The organism is Legionella sainthelensi, assembly GCF_900637685.1.
Classification (GTDB): domain Bacteria; phylum Pseudomonadota; class Gammaproteobacteria; order Legionellales; family Legionellaceae; genus Legionella; species Legionella sainthelensi.
Map to the genome: position 1 here is coordinate 734,639 of NZ_LR134388.1, position 17,672 is coordinate 752,310.

A 17,672-nucleotide genomic window follows, 5' to 3' on the forward strand; every position below is an offset into this window, starting at 1 on the left:
TGCTTTTTGGTGGGAATTCAGATGGTATAGTAAATTATTTCAATCATTTGACAAAATTAATGACACTGATTGAATTTTAATTTTACATAATTACCTACGGTTGAAAAATTAAGTTTTTTGAGTTACTGGAAATGCAAGATTATAAAAAATTTATTTGCGTTATTTGCGGCTTTATATATGACGAAGCAGAAGGGTGGCCGGAAGAGGGAATAGAGCCGGGTACACGCTGGGTTGATGTACCAGAAAACTGGTTTTGTCCGGAGTGTGGTGCTTGTAAGGAAGATTTTGATATGGTTGCATTAATCGTTGATTAATTAAAAGTACAATAAAATACTTAACGGGGAGTATTAACGCGATTTAAGCACAGTATTTTTTAGGTATAATTTGTTCGTTAAAATGTTATCGTCATTTCGATGTCGCGGAAAAACCAAAACTCCTGGGTTGTTTAGCGAGTCATTCAAAAATTAAATAACTATAAAATTTTCTTGATACCAAGATCATACTGAATTTTATTGAACTTCTATATTGATTGTTAAACTTGAGTTAACCGTATTAGAAATAAAACAATAATCATGTGACTTATCTCGAATTTTATTTAATGTTGCAGAGTCAGGTTTATTGGTACCTGCAAATGTTACTTTTGCATTCAAGGTAATGTCGGTGATGCAATTTTTACCCATCTGATTTTTACCTGTTACCCCTGTTGCATTATCAGCATAATTATCAATTATAAATCCAAATTTACAAGCTACTGCAAGGAATGTTTGCATATAACAACTAGATACAGCAGAGAGTAACAATTCTTCTGGATTTGGAAACTCGGCTTCTCCAAAATATTGAGGAGGATTTGAAGCCAGTATTTTTTTACCACCGCTATACGTAATGGTATAAGTTCGGTTATACGTTTCATAAAAAAATCAGGTGTATTACGTATCCATTCTACTGCAACTTTATGTTCCGTCATTTTGAACTCCTGATAAAGTCTAATTGATTTATATCATGATCTCATATTGATCCTATTGCTAGTCCTTATTGTCATCTTTAAGTTATTTTTTAGACTTTATCAATTAAATATTTACGTGTGCTGATATCTTCAGAACTGTTAGGTCACTAAAGATATCACTATTCTAACAGCATGCTCTACTTCTTTTGGGTCTTTTCTTCCGACACTGATTGTGGGTTTTTGGCAGCACTTAGCCAACTCATCATTTGTTCCCTTAGCATGTTCAGAGTCACTGTGCCATTTTGGAGAACTTGATTATGAAATTCTTTAATATTAAAGGCAGAGCCTAATTCTACTTTAGCCAAATCACGTAACCGTTCTATTTCAAGTTTACCAATCATGTAAGCAGTGGCTTGTCCAGGCCAGGCGATGTATCTATCAATTTCACCCTCTATGATAGAAGCATTTACTGCAGAGTGCGTCTTCAAATAATCGACTGCTTGTTGCCTAGTCCAATGCTTACTGTGTATCCCTGTATCTACTACTAGTCTTGAAATGCGAAACGATTCATTAGATAGCATGCCAAGCCGAGAAATATCATCATCATAAACACCCATTGCATCAGCAAGACGTTCAGCATATAAAGCCCAACCTTCTACAAATCCCGAGTTATGAAAATACCGGTTCATAAAAAGCAAAGACTTATTTTCTACATGCAAAGCGATTTGAAAATGATGTCCAGGGATTAATTCATGAAACAAAGTTGCTTGTTGATCGATACGACTGATTTTTTCTGGTTCATAGGTATTAATATAAAAAATACCAGGCTCAGAACCATCTTCACTAGGTGCATGATATTCTCCGGAAGCGCCTGTTTTAGCCCTATGAAGAGGATACGGTTTAATTATACCCTCAGATTTAGGTATTAAATCAAACCAGAGTGGAACTTGCTCTTTTATCTTATTTAAAGCAGCCATATTGTAATCTAATATGTCATTTTCTGTTAAAAAATAATGTGCTGATTCCTGTTGGGCTCTGTGAAAAATTTCAGCCATATCCCTAATGCCATATAACTTATAACCAATTTCAGAAACCTCTTTGTTTAATCGTTCCATCTGCGTCAATCCTAATTGATGAATGGCTTCTGGGCTGATGTTTATGGTAGTAAATTGCTTAATTTTCGCCTGATAGCAAAGTCGTGCAGAAGGCGGTAGGGCTGAAACTCCAACTTCTTCTCGTGCTATCGGTAGATATTCATTTTCTAGGAATGCAACGTATTCTTGTAAGGCGGGATTAATTTTTGTAGTAATAAGATTGGCAACATCCTTTTTAAATAGGGCATCGTTATCTCGTTTGGCAAAATCATAAAAAGGTGATTCTTCTGCCTGCTCACTAATCATAAGATGTATTTGCTTCATAACGCGCTCGACTGCGGGTTTTGATGCAGTAAAACCAATGGAAATACCGGTATTTAAATTACGAATTTCATTATGAACCAGTTGAGGGAAAGTCGCCCATCGTTTTAGGGCCATTGCGCGGTTTTCAGGGGTGCCTACAGGTTGTTTTGTTGCAATATCCACTACGTTGTTGTGCCATCCTGCTGCAGAATTGATATCCCACAACTCTTCTTTACATAGTCTACTTTCTTTGTTGTTTTCCAGAGTTTCTTTCATCAACCAATAGGTTGTGTATTCTGCGGTTCCAAGTAATCTATTGGGATCTAATTCATTAAGTGCTGACAAATAGTAGTCTTCTTGTGATTGCCAGCGATATATTGCTTCAAAAGAATTATCAGTAAATTTATCCTGCGGGATGTCTTTACGATCTAATAATAGAGCTGTTTCAGGAGAGTGTTCAAATAGACTATTTTCATAGGCTTGAATGAGTGTGGCAAAGTCATTTAAATTTGAGGCATAGTGAGGACTGGCTGTTAAGTTTTGACTTATGGCAAGTGAGCCAAGACAGACAAGTACACTAAATAATTTTAACTGTTTTTTTCTCATATTTTATTTATCTCCATATTGATCGTGTTGTCATTTGTTTCCCATTCTCCGCGTAAAAAGAGCAATAGGGGGGTGCATCTTGCCAGGTGCCTAATAATATCACTTTCACAAACCAATTGACTAACCAAAAGCAAATTATAAAGATAACGAAAAAAACAAGACCTCCAATTTTGTACTGCTTAAGATGTATTACATGAGGCGGGCATGAGACGGGTATTTCAAAAAATTTATAGAATGTGTCATATAAGAATAGAGAAGGAACTTGATTATCCTTAACTCCTTACTGCATCAAGACCTGCAATTTTTGAAGGATGAGGTAGGGCATATTTTAAACTTAGTTCATTGGTTACTATAAATACTAATTCTCCTAAGACTGTTTAATATAGATAATCAGGCATTAGGTGAGTTATTCTTTCGGACCTCATCAATGAACGACAGTTCCTCATTCCTTCGCTTTTGTTTGTTGGAAATAGTTGTGGTAAGGCGGAAGAAGCGATTAATTTCTATACATCGATATTTAAAAATTCAAGACGTGGCAGTGTCTCTCGATATGACTCAGAGCACGCTCCGAACCAAGAAGGGACAATTGCGTTTGCCGATTTCATGCTTTTAGATAGATGGTTCGCTGCAATGGACAGTGCTGAAATTTATGATTTTGCGTTTAACGAAGCAATATCGTTCATGGTGAATTGTGAAACTCAGGAAGAAATTGATTATTACTGGGAGAAACTCTCTGCGGTTCCAGAGGCCGAACAATGTGGCTGGCTCAAAGACAAGTATGGGCTCTCATGGCAAATAGTTCCCACTGTTTTAAGTGACATGATAAAAAATGGCTCTTCTAAACAGACTGAACGTATCATGCAATCATTTTTGCGGATGAAGAAATTTGATATAGCAACTCTCAAACGGGTTTACGAGGGGACCTAATCTGTAAACTCTAATTTCAGGAGCTGGTATCGCAGGAGCAAGATGAGCCTATAGGGTGAGCCAGTATGGTTTTGAGCCTATTTTTGTTGAATAGGTCTCCCGTGACGAACCCGTGGTTATCTCATAGATATTTAATGAAAAAATAGATTACTTCATCTATCTTACAAAGTGAAATTTAACTATTTGACATTAAATTGTTTAATATTTACACTGACGCAAGTGATTTGAAAGAGAATTCTATGCCAATAACGATCCATTCTTTTTTCTACGCCATTTTTAGATTATTGAAGTCGTCTAGGAAACAAGTATTCTTTTTTGGCGTAGTGGCTGCATTAACTTCAAACCCTCTTTTTGCAGAAAATTATCCGCTGGAGCGATTAGAACTTGAAAATTTTTATAAAGAAACCCATGGTTCAAATTGGATTAGACAAGATAATTGGCTTTCTGACTCCATCCCATACTGTGAATGGCATGGAGTAATTTGTGATAAAAATGGACATGTTACCGAACTACAGCTTTATGATAATGGCCTAGAAGGTTCATTGCCAGAGACGCTATGTAACTTGACAGAGCTGAAAACACTTTACTTAAGCTTTAATCACATTGGGGGACAGATTCCTTCTACGATTGGTCAATGTAAAAAACTTGAAAATATTTGGCTTAAATCCAATCAGATAAGCGGAAAAATTCCTGACAGTATTGGTGAGGCTGAACGCTTGAAATGGCTTGATTTACATGTCAATAAATTATCGGGAATTATCCCATCATCCATCGGCAATTTACATCAACTTGAAATATTACGGCTTGATGACAATGATCTGAATGGTGCACTGCCTGACTCTCTTTATAGGCTTGAGAATTTAAAAGAAATTTATTTATTTAATAATCACATTTCAGGCTCAATCAGCACTAAAATTGAGCATTTAATGCAATTGGAACATATTTATCTTGGACACAATCAATTCAGTGGTATTCTTCCAAATACAATAACAAAACTCCATTTTCTTAAAACATTACGCGTTGAATATAACGTGTTGGAAAGTACAATCCCTGCTGATATTGGCAACATCCCCAACTTGCAAGTACTACGACTTGATCATAATCAATTCACAGGCAAAGTTCCTGAAAGTATATTAAATCGAGAGCATCAATTTCAAGTCATTGATTATTCAAACAATAATTTGGAGTAATTTTGAAGCATAGAACATTTAGCCTAATGAGGCTAACGTTCAATCTATAAAATAAGTACAAATGTATTGGTTTGGAATGCAAGGTATATTATTTTACAAAATCACTTGGGTCATTTTAAAGGAATCCGCATGTGCCAGTTATTGATTACACTTTTTATTTTTTTATTGTCTCATGCAGCAAACTGTGCACCTGTATTCGAAATTGTTCCTCTTGGAGTCTATGGTGGTTTGAAAGATGGAAATTTATCCGCTTATTTATTAAAGACTACTGAGGGCGAAAATTATACTGCTCTTGATGGCGGTACTTTGGTCCATGGTCTTGAAGTTGCAGTCAGGCATCAATCAGTGCATCATAAAAATGTTGAAGATTTGCTGCAAAATCATATTCCAGCTTACCTTATTTCTCACGCGCACCTTGATCATCTTATGGGGCTTGTGATGGCGCAACCTGAATTGCGAGAGCAGCAAACAATTATGGCGCGCGAAGAAACGATGCAGGCATTGCAAAAAAATATTTTCAATTGGGCGGTTTGGGGGAATTTTGGAGATAGAGGAGAAATTCCACACCTGAATTACCAGCATTATCAAACACTGCCATTACTAGAGTGGGTTGCTATTCCTAAGACGGATCTGCATGTAAAATCGTTTCCTTTAAGTCATAGTGGAATGGCATCAAGCGCTTTTTTAATACGTTACAAGACGGAATATATTTTATATTTTGGTGATACTGGTGCTGATAAGATTGAAAAGTCAACCAACTTGGAATCTATTTGGAAAGAAATTGCTCCACTCATAAGAAATAAACAGCTTCATGCCATCATGCTTGAGTGTTCATTTTTAAATTCACAACCCGATGACAAATTATTTGGTCATTTAAAGCCAAATTTATTTATGCTTGAGTTGCGGCAATTGGCGTCGATTGTTGATCCTTTAAATTCAAGAAATTCATTACGAGGATTACCTGTGGTTGTTACTCACGTTAAACCCAGATTAGTTGACTTTGCAAATTCTAAGGAAGATCCAGACAGCCAGGTTATGAACGAGTTGTCTCAGGAAAATGATATTGGCGTAGAGTTGATTAAACCAAAGCAAGGCATCATGTTAAGTTTCTAATAGAGAATTTTTTTTAACTTTGGAAGCAGGCGGGATGTTAATCTACTTTTTTACCGGTCGGTTTCACGCCTATTTTTGTTGGGGTAAGATTGTTAGTGATACGGGAGACAGTTGTGTCTACTCGGCGTTGAAGCATGATTTCAACCATTACGGTCTCATTAGGATGAAGAATTTTGTTAATGTCAGCAAATGAGGAATGAAAATCGAGTAACCTATAGTAGGCAAGAGCTCGGTCACTTGCCTCAGGATACGCTTTGACACGAAATCCCAAATTACCTTGCATTTTTGGCGTATTAATCCCGGACTCCATGATATCGTAGTTCAGAAAATAAGTGAGTTTTCCTCGATTATTCAGGTTTCGCTGGCGATCTACGAAGAAACCTTTAGGGAGCGCCAGCTCACTATATTGGGGGCCAGCAGTTAGATAAAGATCATAATCGACAAGATGATTGCCTCGGTCATCTAGAAGCCGGAAAATAATCATAGAGTAGCGATTAGTGATGTAGTCGCGCTTGGAGATGAGCGTTTTCACAGTTTCTGTATGCTCATTTTTCTGAGTTTCTTGAGTAACCTTATCTAGCTCTTTTGTTAAGGTATTATAGGAATCACGATTTTTTACTTGCAAGCATCGCAGGACCCATATTGCAGTAGGATGAATGGCTGCATTAGCCAGGGTAACACTACGAATAATTCCCATTTTTTTACCGGAGTGTGAACATCCAGGTAGAATTCCAAATGCCATTTTTTTTGTGCGTGTCATTTTGGAGACAATAAGACTGTCACCGTTATTTCCCTCCTGATGTAATTTCAATAGACTGTAATTCATATTTGCCGCAGGTACACGTACCACACCATCAGATCCGGTTTCTCCCGTGTAGGAGTTAAGTGCGTCATAAAGTTGGCGATCAATTTTCTGGCCCGTAAGTACAAAGGAATAGATGCCATTAGCAGTGCAATCATAAGAGAGCCAACTTTCATTAAGTTGCCAGCTAAGATCACTTCCGAGCTCAAGCCAATCAAGTACGTTCTGTCCTGGCTCAACACCTTCAAAAAAACTTTTTATACGGCCTAGCCGGGATTTCCCTAGCTGTGCAAGAGCAGAGCCATGGTTGGAGGGGGATAGCATGATAAGATGGCTTAATGGGCATTGGTTAAGATTATTTTTAAAGTATAAATCCATCCATTTTCGAACAATAGGCCCACCGGTAGAATGAGTAATACATGCAAAACGCTCGCCATCTCCTAGTTTATCAGTAATTTCATCACGTACGGCCTGATCAAAAGCACGGGCTATATCGTCAAATGTCACTGTATCGTCAAAGCTAATGTAATGCCCGAGATAAATATTGCCCACTTGGATATCCAGCATACCGTTTTTGCTCTGAGTTTCAAGCCATTGAGGAAGCTCGCCATAAGTATTGGTATGTGTGACACTCCAACCATGGACGAAGATAACAATCATAACACTCCTTAGTTATGGCTCTACAACAGGGAGTTGTGGAGTAACTCGATGATATTAGATTATTTGATACTCGTTCCTCAAGACCATCCCCGCAAATTTTCTGTAATGACTGTTTCCCGCTGTATGACGAAAGTACTGATTGTACGCTATAGCAATCAAGCACCGTTTTTCACACCAAATAGTTTGCTTGATTAAATTAATCTTTATTAGGGACAGTTGAGAATAGAAATTCCCTGAAGAATCGAATGAAGCGGAAAGAAATGGCTGTCATACGTGCTATTTCCATGCGATCAAAGGACTCCATTCATTATTTTCTAAATAATGCCAATCGATATGTCCCTATTTCTTGAAAGCCCAGAGATTTATAAGCGCGTATAGCAGAAGGCTCCTTGGTGAATAAAATAGCTCTTTTGACTCTATTGGTAGCAGCCTGCTTTAAACAAAGAGAGACCACGGTTCTGGCAAAACCTTTATTTCTGAACGAAGGGGGAGTATAAACGGGGCCTAGCTGGACAATATCAGGTAAACTAGCATTGAATCCACATAGTGAAACTGGGGTATTATCAACATATAAAACCCATCGATTTTTACTCAATTGCGTATCTTGTATTTCATTAATTATGGATTCTTCGAGTTTGGGATCATTAATATCGTCTCCAAGAGCTTCTATATGATAAGCAATCAGCCATTCTTTGATGACCTCTATGGAGCACTCTTGTATTGGCTTGATGCTGCAGTGATAGGTATGAAGTTCAGCAGGTATTATCATTTTTTCAAGATCAAGTAAAAACAGCTTTTCTTGATAATTGACTGCAAATAGAGAAGGCGATTGCAAGTTTAGCTTATCAATAACAAAGCGAGCTTGAGAGTCTTCACCCAATATCCCAGCAATTGGTCTTGATCTATCCCGTTTAAATGCGTCAACTAATGCTGATAATATCGAAAAATTTTCAGCTTGCATCATTATATTCCCATTCCAATAATGAACTAAAACTCCATTAAGATGGTGATTTTCGAAAGAGCCATAATATTCGCCGTGAAATGGTGTATCTTGGTAAGTGATTCCTGAGTAATATAAATTGTTTCTAATGAACATCGTGGTTTCTTGATGATTTTTGAGATAAGCAGACAATGCATCAATATGTAATTCATTCAATTTTTTTATTTCTATCATATTTTCCTCACTATGATGATTGTTTTTTGTATGTACTTTATTCAACAAGAGATTATAGTATTTCAAAAAATTGCTCTTTGTCAGGCTTATCTGATTTTTATATTATCTTGGAGGGGACTTTTTGATCTTGTAGCATGGTTACCTATTTCAAATCAATTTTAATGAGTACCCTATTTTTCTTTTCTGAGTGTTTAGTATTGAACAAACTCCCAAATGAAAGTATCCAGCTTTATTAAAACAATTTTCAGGTGGAGATAAATACTCTTAGATGCTTATTAAAGATGAAAAAGATTCATCGCTTTCTCAAAATAAGAATAAATAGCATTATTGGAGATTTTTGAATCTTTAGTGAAGGAATGCTTTCTCTTCCTCAACAAATTTTAGTTGATATCTGTAGAGATATTGAAATTTTGATTAATACCAGATCGACTCCTCTCTGATAAATATTCTGCTGTTACCCAATATATGAATCAGAAAAGGAGTCAAATATTAACAGACCCAATAAATAGAAAATAAATTTAAAATCAACATAGTGGTGGTTGATCCGCTTTTTCCTGGAAATCGTTAATTGCACTCTCCACTTTTTCTACCCTATTAATCGAATCAGTTTTAACCGGGGAGAAAAAATAGGTTCCCTGGCTGCTACAATAATTATATAAAGGGATAGTTCCCAGGCTTGCAATAGTCTTTAGGATATTCACGAATAACTCTTTCCAGCCTCCATCACGATGTATTTCTAAAGTGGGTCGAGCATCCTTTATATAGTTGTCGCAGTTATTTTTAAAAGTTTCAAAGTTTGTTCCACCAGATTTATATTGTTGGAATTCATGACTTAGCTCGGTATAAAGTGATAAGGCAACTTGTTTTTTTGCTAGACCAAGAGAAGTTAAATCGGTTAATTCATCGGCTTTGTCTTTAATCTTTTTTAATACTTGCTCAAATTTTTTAACAGCATGGGGATTTAAACTTGGCTTATTTAGAAGGTGTTCGCTTTCTTGCACACTTATAGGGAGTGTAGGGGAGCCCAGATTTCTTAAAGAAGCTTGGGCTGCTTCTAGAAGGTGTAGGTTTTTTTGCGCTATTACCTGTAGAATGGTATCATAAATAGTTGAATCTACTGTTTTTTGTAAATTTAAAAGTGACTTGGCATGGTTTTCCAATTCGTCTGTTTTTTCTTCTAATTTTTCATTAATTTCTTCTGCGGTATTACAGGAATTAAAATCAAAATTGAACTTATAAATTGTTTGTTTTATTTCGTTAATTTGCTCTATTTCTCTTTTTTGTTCTTCTTTTACTAAATTATTTTCCTCTACAGAGTCTAGATAGTTTTTGGGATTATGAACCATTATATCAAATTCTGTTTGCACAAATTGACTATCTTGTTCACTTAGCGCCTTGTGCTCTCTATTGCCAAGATTTGTAATTTGTTCTGAAGTAATGATTTTATTGAAAACCGCTTCAAGGGCACCAATGGGAATATGATTAAGTTCATCTATGCTGTAGCGATCGAAAAACTTTTTAAGCTCCAGGTCAAAAAAAGGATATTCACAGTATTCTGCAAGCAGTTTATTGGTATCAAATCGTGCTGAAACAAAAGAATTAAAACCAAAACTGTCCTTGGGGCCAAGTTTAATTGTATTCTCAGGAATTTTACTACTTAAATACGATTCTATCTTTTGGGATAGCCTTACGATATCCGATAATGATGAGTATTTATCAAAATAAATGGTGATTTGATCCGTATTTTTAAATCGATCATGAGTATTATAAGAGGGTTGAATAATTTTAAAAAAAAATTTTGCTCCATTTTGGTTTGATTCAGCTTCGTCAATTAAGAGTTTAATTAATCCTAATACAATTTTTTCATCTAACTCACCTATATTATTCAAATTGAGGTGTGACTTTAAAGAGGCTTCGTTGTTATTATAATACTGGCCATAGAAATTATTTTGGCGGAGCTTTTCCTCAGCTTTTTGCACGAAATTTTTATTATTACGCTGGTTTTGGTAATACTGTGAGATTCTTCCTGCGAAATCATGCTGTGGTTTATATTCTCTTTCTAAGGGAAGTACCTTATTTTGATTTGGTGTGATGGTTAAAAAAATAGTGCCCCACATGGGATGACACTCAGCACCTTCTTTTAATGCGTTTATCTTTTTTATTAACTCTTCTGAGGTTATGTCTTTAAATTTCATACTATTGATCCTATTTTTTATAACTTAAAAGTTAATACTAAAGAAAAATATTTAAATTAATCTTAAGGAAATAGGAAAAGGGAGAATGCATAATGCTTCTACGGAATAGGTACCTCGGATTTATATACTTGGGTGTTCATTATTGTTATCTACCTCCGAAATAAGATTACTGCGACTATTTGCATACAACATTAATTGCTTTGGCAAACCCGAGAGGGGTGTTTTAATATAACGAAGAAGGTTGAGCCTTACTTACAACGAATAAAACATTATGGTAAAAAATAAATTAAAACGGAGTTTTAAAGCCAGACATTTAATGATGATGTCGGTAGGTGGTGTTATTGGTGCTGGCTATTTTCTTGGAGCTGGTGGCGCTATTGAGTTAGCAGGCCCTGCCGTTTTAATTGATTATTTCGTCGGTGGAGTTATTGCATTGTTGGTAACCATGCTTTTGGCCGAAATGGTTGTTGCGATACCTGTTTCTGGGTCCTTCCAGGTTTATGCCAGAATGGCTTTTAATCCTTTAATGGGTTTTCTAACGGGTTTAACTTATTGGCTCGCGTTTTTGATAGGTCCTGCTTCAGAGGCGATTGCCGCAGGAACTTTTTTACACCTTTGGTTTCCAACAATTGCGATTTGGAAATTTTGTTTTCTAATTGCTACCACGATGATGATCATCAATATGATCAGCGCCCATTTTTTTGGTGAAATAGAGTTTTGGCTCAGTTTAATTAAGATTATCGCATTATTAGGATTTATTATTCTTGGACTTCTTGCATTAGGAGTCCCCATGCATCACGATTTAAAACCCTTCACTGTATCTCAATTTGCACCTCACGGCCTAAACGGTATTATCAGTGCCGCATTGTTAGTAATTTTTGCCTATGGTGGTGTCGAATCACTGGGCACGGCAGCTGAAGAAAGTTTAAATGTTGAAAAAGATATACCCAAAGTAATTAAAGGAATAACCTTGCGAATCATTATTCTTTATCTGGTTTCAACTGCCGTATTAATTATGATTTTGCCATGGCAACAAGCTGGCTTAAGCTCCAGCCCTTTTGTGGATGCAATAACCCTATTAGGTGGAAAACAATATGGACTGGTATTGGGAAACATAATGAATTTTGTGGTGTTAATAGCAGCATTATCTTGCATCGATGCTGGAATTTATGCCACTTCCCGTATGTTTTTATCATTAGCCCGCGAGGGTTATTTTCCCAAATTTTTTACCTACATTCATCCGCACAGAAAAACACCTGTTTATGCCGTTGCATTAAGCAGCTCTGTACTTTATTTAGGAGCATTAATGTCATTGTATTCATCAAATGCTTATGCATGGCTCGCTAGTTTATCGGGTTTCGGATTTTTATTTTCGTGGCTAATGATTATACTCAGTCAACCTATTATCAGAAAATCGATTGTCTCCGATAAAACTGACGTGTTGAAATGGAAGGCCCCATTTTATCCTTACACTTATTATCTTGCCCTCCTATTGATTCTTGCCATTTTTATAGGTCTATTGTTTAGCCCTGAGGGTAGAAAAATATTATTAGCTGGTTTGCTATGGTTTGTTCTTATTGGAATTTATTATTATGCCCAAAGAAAAGGGTAGCGGTTCCATTTTGATAGGGACGATAAAATAGTAGATTACCTATAATTCATACGCTATCCTCAATTAGGGAAGACACCATTTTCAATCAAAGGAGTGATATACAATGACTTTTTCCTCGTTAAAAAGACCAGCTATTGTTCTTACAATGCTTTTTTCTCTTACTGTATATGCAGATACGCAACAACAAAGTGGAGATTTCCAAACTATATGTACAGATGCTTGGATGAAAAATGCTGGTAAGGCTAAAGATAAAGTAGATTATAAAAATTTTGGTGAAAAATATTGCAGTTGTGCGGCAAAACAACCCTTGGATAATGAAACTGCGGTCAAAAAGGCCATTCAGCGCTGCATGTCAAGAACTCTATTGCATGATGCGATGGACTCCCTAGAAGATGAAATTACTTTAAGTAAAGCCAAAGAGAGTGACATTAATGATTATTGTCTCGATAGATGGAGCGTTGTTTTACCAGAACAAACAGATGATGATAAGAAATTAATTAATGCTTATTGCCAGTGCGCCCAACCACAACTGATGGATCTTATTAAACAATCAGATAATATGACTGATAAAGAATATGAAGCGGGCATCGATAAAGTTGCTGATAATTGTACTGAGAATTCGCTGGCTACAAAACCAACCCCATCCCAGTAATCTAAAAGCCGTACGCTCTTCATGCACCAACACTAAGATGGTGCCTGATTTTTGTTATTAAATATTTAGCAATGCATGTCTCGCGGAACAAAGGTAGGATTTTTTGAAATAAGTAGACTTTAATTTATTTGGCGAGATAAGGTATGGATCCTGTTACTCATGCAGCACTAGGTGCTTCCTGCGCACAAGCACTTTTTGGAAAATATAAAAAGCATATTCCGTGGGAGGTCGGTGCATTAGCGGCTATGGCACCCGATTTGGATATTTTTATTCATTTTAAAAATGATCCTATGAGTTTAGAATTGTGGCACCGTAATTTTACGCATTCACTCTTGTTTATCCCTGTGGGTGGAATATTGGTAGCTCTATTCTTTTTGTGTTTTTCCCGTTACAGGGCATGTTGGAAGGTTACTTTATGTACCGCTTTAGTGGGTTATGCTACCCACGGACTTCTCGATGCACTCACTTCTTATGGGACTATGTTACTATGGCCAATGAGTGATAAACGGATTAGTTGGGATATCATTGCTATTGTTGATCCCCTGTTTACTATCCCTTTAATATTAGGTCTTACGTGGACTATTATCCATCAAGATCAAAAGGGGGTTATGTTAGGTTTGCTATTTGCAAGCATGCTCTTGCTCTTTAATAGCATCCAACATCACCGCGCACTTCAAAGCATACAAGCATTTGCTACTCAGCAAAAACTACGCTTAACACGCATTCGTGCAATGCCTGCGTTAGCAAGTTCCTTTTATTGGCGTGTCATTGCAAAGAATCACCAATGCCTCATTATTAAAGAGGTTCACACACCCATTTTAAAGAGAAGTTCTATCATGTCTGTGGCACAAATTCCACTTTTTTCTAACCTCAGTCGTGCACGTTTTACACCAGAGCAACAATATGATTTAGCTGTATTTTCGTGGTTTAGTGACAATTACGTAGTTATTGCCCAGCAATCCCCCCTAATTCTTGCTGATGGGCGCTATACTCTAGGTAATAGGCCATTATATTCATTATGGGGCATTGAGTTTTTACCAGGAAAAGAACATATTACAAAATTATCTTCTATTTTGCTTCATAACCAGTGTGAATAATAGTTCCTGTAGGCAATGGGGGGAACTGCCTACCTGATGTAAAGCCATTTTTCTAGAGTTTTTCATGAACTTTTTTCATATTAATCGCTTTTTGCCATTTTGAAATAATCAATGCAGCAATGGCGTTGCCAATCATATTAGTTAAAGATCGTCCTCCCGACATAAAACGATCCACCCCAAGAATTATAACTACGCCGGCGACAGGAATGGTTCCTACAGCGGCTAAAGAGCTGGCCAATATAATAAAACCACTGCCTGTAACACCTGCCGCTCCTTTGGAACTGATAATCATAATCATTAATAAAAAATTTGCTGATCAAGGGGTAAATTTGAGTTGGTTGCTTGTGCAATAAATAAAGCTGCAAGAGTAAGATAAATCGCCGTTCCATCTAAATTAAAAGAGTAACCTGTAGGGATCACCAGATCCACTACTGATTTATCACAACCTAATTCAGTTAATTTTTCCAGTAAGTTTGGCATTACTGTTTCAGAAGAAGAGGTTGCAAAAACGATAAAAATTTCGGTTTTAAAATACTGGATTACTTTGAAGACATTTAAACCTAAAACAAAATAGAGGACGCTGCCCAGCAAGACAAGTATAAATGCAATGCACGTTAAGTAAAAGCAAAGCAACAATTCGGTCAATCCCAGTAAAGAATGGGCGCCATATTGACCTACGGTGTAGGCCATAGCAGCAAAAGCTGCTATAGGAGCATAATGCATCATCGCATGAATGATATTAAAAAATATTTTGGTCAAGTGTTCGAATCCTTCCAGAATAAATTTTCCTTTACTTCCATATGACATCAATCCTAACGCAAAAATGATTGCAACAAACAACACTTGCAGAATTTCCCCAGAGACAAAGGCACTAAAAAAGGTTTCAGGAACAATGTTCAGAACAAAATCCTGGACATTATTTATCTGTTCTGTTTTACCCAGGTAAGATTGTGCTTCGGAGATATTTAAAGAAGAGGGATCTATATTCATTCCTGCGCCTGGCTTAACTATATTTGCTACTACCAGCCCCAATGCTAGGGCGCAAATGGTTGTTATTAAAAAATAAATCAGTGCAATACCGCCAATTTTACCAACGGTCTTTAAATCACTCATTGCAGCAATACCGGAAACAAGTGTTAGGAAAATGATGGGTGTTATCATCATTTTTATTAGTTTTATGAATAAATCAGCAAAGGGTTTAAATGAGACCGCTAGTGTGGGAGCAACAATACCTAAAAGAATACCGATGAAAACTCCTAGAATAACTTGAACGTATAACTGTTTAAAAAATGCATAATAAATCCGCTAATTACAATGAGGGTTTTCTCGGTATTTTGGCAAAAAAGCAACTAGGTCAGTCATGCTTACTCATCTACCCTCGTTGAGTAAAACTTAAAAATTCTTTGCACTATAATTTATACATTTTAAATTGCAATATGCTCATTATCTATTTGTTGATGGGTGAGTAAAGAGTCTGTCATACTGTATTTAATAGCAATGATTTTGTCTTTAAAAATCAGATGCAAATATAATGTTACCTGATATTATACCCTCCTGTTTTTTTATATGTTATCAATAGATTATGACTGATGTAATTTTTATTGGCGCAGGCCCTATTGGCCTTTTAGGTGCCATACAATTAAAACTGCAATTCCCAGAAAAAGAAATCCTAATGTTTGAAAAATATGAGATTCCTATACGTAATCACGCTATGTATGTGGAACAAAGTTCTTTTGCTGGAATGGATAAGAGTAATGGCTTTGGAGAGATATTAGAGAGTATCCATTCTAAAGTCACAATTAGTGATTTGGAAAAAAAACTTAGGGAATATGCCACATCAATTGGGATTAAAATTCAATACCAAGAAGTGAACGACTTGAATGAGTTAAAAAAACAATATCCTGAAACGGATTATTTTGTCGGGAGTGGTGGATTAAGAGGGATTATTCATCCTCAAGTTTTTAATGGGGAAAATCAGATTAATGAGCCTTTGCGTTATGCAGTTGAAGTGAAATACAAAGCCTCTGGTACGACACGCGCACTCAATAAAGTTACCGAACTTCCAGGAGTACTTGCTCATACTAAACACCTGGTTTCCGAATATGTGGGGCATTTAAAAGAGGGGCAAACACCCATTTCATTAAGAATTTTCATTGATGAATCTACCTATCAGGCGATGAAAGGGGCAACCTTTAAAACGCCATATACTCTTATCGACAAGGATAAAATTCCCTCTGATTTATATGAAACCATAGCCACTTATTTAAAAGGAAGAAGACATCTTGCTGATGAAATCATTGAAGAGGATACTTTAAAAATTTCTACGATTACCTTATCTCTTTATGCCAGTAAAGATTTTTGTAAAAAAGTAGATGGAAAAATATTTTTTCAAATTGGAGAAGAGGGCTTTGCCTGCCCGTTTTACCGTAGTTTTAATGATAATGCATCATGCATCCCATTTTTTACCAACACGATGAAAGCACTTTTCAAAAATCGTAATGTCGAATTGAATAAAATAACCTCAAGCTCTTTTTTTAGCGCTTCCACTATGGAAGAAACGCCACTTGAATATTACCAACGGAATGTGCAAGGGTTTGTGAATAGTGAGATTCGAACAGTTTATTACTTAAACTTGGGTATTGAAATGCTTGAAACTTCAGTGAGCTCATCTCAAGCTGTTCCTAAACTCGCAGGCTCTAAATTGAATCTAAAAAGAGGGGGTAAGATTTTCTTAGATGAAATAAATAGAGAACATCAAAATGATGAGCAAGAAAAAGCTTCTTCATTAACCTGCGTGCTCTTATAATATTAGTAAAGTCAGAATCGATTTATAAAGATCATTCGGTTCTGACCGTATTATTTGATAGAGGAGCTATCCCTTAATTGGTTTTGTATATTCCTACAGCCAGCAATAGCCAAGCCGCGATAAAACATGCTCCACCGATGGGAGTAATCATTCCAATGATTTTTATTTTTGTCAAACTCAGGACGTATAAGCTACCCGAAAAGAACAAAATACCGGCAAAAAATAACCACCCTGACACTCTTATGATTTGTGAATTGAATTGACAAAGAATCATGCCTGCACATAATAAAGCCAAGCTATGGATAAATTGATAAAAAACTCCAGTTTGAAAAATACCCATTTGATAAGCACTAAATTTTGTCTTTAAAGCATGAGCAGCAAAAGCTCCAAAAATTGTGGCAAACATTGCAGATAAAACGCCAATTACCATAAAACGCTTTGCCATTAATGATTCAGATGTAGGATGTATCATCGTTAGAATTATTTTACAGGTCAGTA

Annotated in this window: 16 protein-coding genes; 8 read left to right on the forward strand and 8 right to left on the reverse strand. The window is 36.3% G+C overall.

Annotated elements, in window-relative coordinates:
* Positions 1–131 precede the first annotated feature (131 nt).
* Entirely contained in the window at positions 132–314 is a 183-nt protein-coding gene (locus tag EL220_RS03290) for a rubredoxin (protein ID WP_027271446.1), read from the forward strand.
* A 195-nt stretch (positions 315–509) separates the two neighbouring features.
* On the opposite strand, the gene EL220_RS18515 is transcribed toward EL220_RS03290, so the two are convergent.
* Together EL220_RS18515 and EL220_RS03300 are read right to left on the reverse strand one after the other, a co-directional pair.
* Positions 510–770: an OsmC family protein gene (locus EL220_RS18515; RefSeq protein WP_232002591.1), complete on the reverse strand. Its 261-nt coding sequence runs from the start codon at positions 768–770 to the stop codon at positions 510–512.
* 370 nt (positions 771–1,140) lie between these two features.
* The gene (locus tag EL220_RS03300; protein ID WP_027271447.1) at positions 1,141–2,946 is read right to left on the reverse strand and encodes a DUF885 domain-containing protein; all 1,806 of its coding nucleotides are present in this window, start codon (positions 2,944–2,946) and stop codon (positions 1,141–1,143) included.
* A 456-nt stretch (positions 2,947–3,402) separates the two neighbouring features.
* Between EL220_RS03300 and EL220_RS03305 the strand changes: the two genes are divergently transcribed.
* The 3 genes from EL220_RS03305 to EL220_RS03315 all read left to right on the forward strand — a co-directional run bounded on the left by EL220_RS03305 (position 3,403) and on the right by EL220_RS03315 (position 6,176).
* Positions 3,403–3,873, forward strand: a complete 471-nt coding sequence (locus EL220_RS03305; RefSeq protein ID WP_051544743.1) for a VOC family protein — start codon at positions 3,403–3,405, stop codon at positions 3,871–3,873.
* Positions 3,874–4,112: 239 nt separating this feature from the next.
* Complete coding sequence (locus EL220_RS03310) at positions 4,113–5,063, forward strand: leucine-rich repeat domain-containing protein (RefSeq protein ID WP_081779064.1); 951 nt, start codon at positions 4,113–4,115, stop codon at positions 5,061–5,063.
* A 129-nt stretch (positions 5,064–5,192) separates the two neighbouring features.
* Positions 5,193–6,176, forward strand: a complete 984-nt coding sequence (locus EL220_RS03315; protein WP_027271449.1) for an MBL fold metallo-hydrolase — start codon at positions 5,193–5,195, stop codon at positions 6,174–6,176.
* 37 nt (positions 6,177–6,213) lie between these two features.
* Here EL220_RS03315 and plaB read toward each other — a convergent pair whose 3' ends face one another.
* From plaB to EL220_RS03330, 3 genes are all read right to left on the reverse strand, one after another.
* Positions 6,214–7,638 (reverse strand): phospholipase PlaB, encoded by a 1,425-nt coding sequence (gene plaB / locus EL220_RS03320; RefSeq protein WP_027271450.1) that lies wholly within the window; start codon positions 7,636–7,638, stop codon positions 6,214–6,216.
* Positions 7,639–7,945: 307 nt separating this feature from the next.
* A complete protein-coding gene (locus tag EL220_RS03325) occupies positions 7,946–8,812 on the reverse strand; it encodes a GNAT family N-acetyltransferase (protein WP_027271451.1) in 867 nt (288 codons plus the stop codon).
* A gap of 524 nt (positions 8,813–9,336) precedes the next feature.
* The gene (locus EL220_RS03330) at positions 9,337–11,007 is read right to left on the reverse strand and encodes a hypothetical protein (protein ID WP_027271452.1); all 1,671 of its coding nucleotides are present in this window, start codon (positions 11,005–11,007) and stop codon (positions 9,337–9,339) included.
* 271 nt (positions 11,008–11,278) lie between these two features.
* Here EL220_RS03330 and EL220_RS03335 point away from each other — a divergent pair, with 271 nt between their 5' ends.
* From EL220_RS03335 to EL220_RS03345, 3 genes are all read left to right on the forward strand, one after another.
* Positions 11,279–12,619: an amino acid permease gene (locus EL220_RS03335; protein WP_035906177.1), complete on the forward strand. Its 1,341-nt coding sequence runs from the start codon at positions 11,279–11,281 to the stop codon at positions 12,617–12,619.
* 103 nt (positions 12,620–12,722) lie between these two features.
* Positions 12,723–13,271 carry a hypothetical protein gene (locus EL220_RS03340; protein ID WP_027271454.1) on the forward strand — a complete coding sequence of 183 codons (549 nt, stop codon included), beginning with the start codon at positions 12,723–12,725 and terminating at the stop codon, positions 13,269–13,271.
* A 143-nt stretch (positions 13,272–13,414) separates the two neighbouring features.
* Positions 13,415–14,368 carry a metal-dependent hydrolase gene (locus EL220_RS03345; RefSeq protein WP_027271455.1) on the forward strand — a complete coding sequence of 318 codons (954 nt, stop codon included), beginning with the start codon at positions 13,415–13,417 and terminating at the stop codon, positions 14,366–14,368.
* A gap of 52 nt (positions 14,369–14,420) precedes the next feature.
* Here the strand turns inward: EL220_RS03345 and EL220_RS19480 are convergent, their stop codons facing one another.
* Together EL220_RS19480 and EL220_RS03350 are read right to left on the reverse strand one after the other, a co-directional pair.
* The gene (locus EL220_RS19480) at positions 14,421–14,660 is read right to left on the reverse strand and encodes a cation:dicarboxylate symporter family transporter (protein WP_269471002.1); all 240 of its coding nucleotides are present in this window, start codon (positions 14,658–14,660) and stop codon (positions 14,421–14,423) included.
* Between the two features lie 5 nt (positions 14,661–14,665).
* Positions 14,666–15,670 (reverse strand): cation:dicarboxylate symporter family transporter, encoded by a 1,005-nt coding sequence (locus tag EL220_RS03350; RefSeq protein WP_331852662.1) that lies wholly within the window; start codon positions 15,668–15,670, stop codon positions 14,666–14,668.
* 280 nt (positions 15,671–15,950) lie between these two features.
* Between EL220_RS03350 and EL220_RS18520 the strand changes: the two genes are divergently transcribed.
* Complete coding sequence (locus EL220_RS18520; RefSeq protein WP_232002592.1) at positions 15,951–17,174, forward strand: hypothetical protein; 1,224 nt, start codon at positions 15,951–15,953, stop codon at positions 17,172–17,174.
* A 73-nt stretch (positions 17,175–17,247) separates the two neighbouring features.
* On the opposite strand, the gene EL220_RS03365 is transcribed toward EL220_RS18520, so the two are convergent.
* Entirely contained in the window at positions 17,248–17,646 is a 399-nt protein-coding gene (locus EL220_RS03365) for a DUF423 domain-containing protein (protein ID WP_027271458.1), read from the reverse strand.
* Between the last annotated feature and the right edge of the window lie 26 nt (positions 17,647–17,672).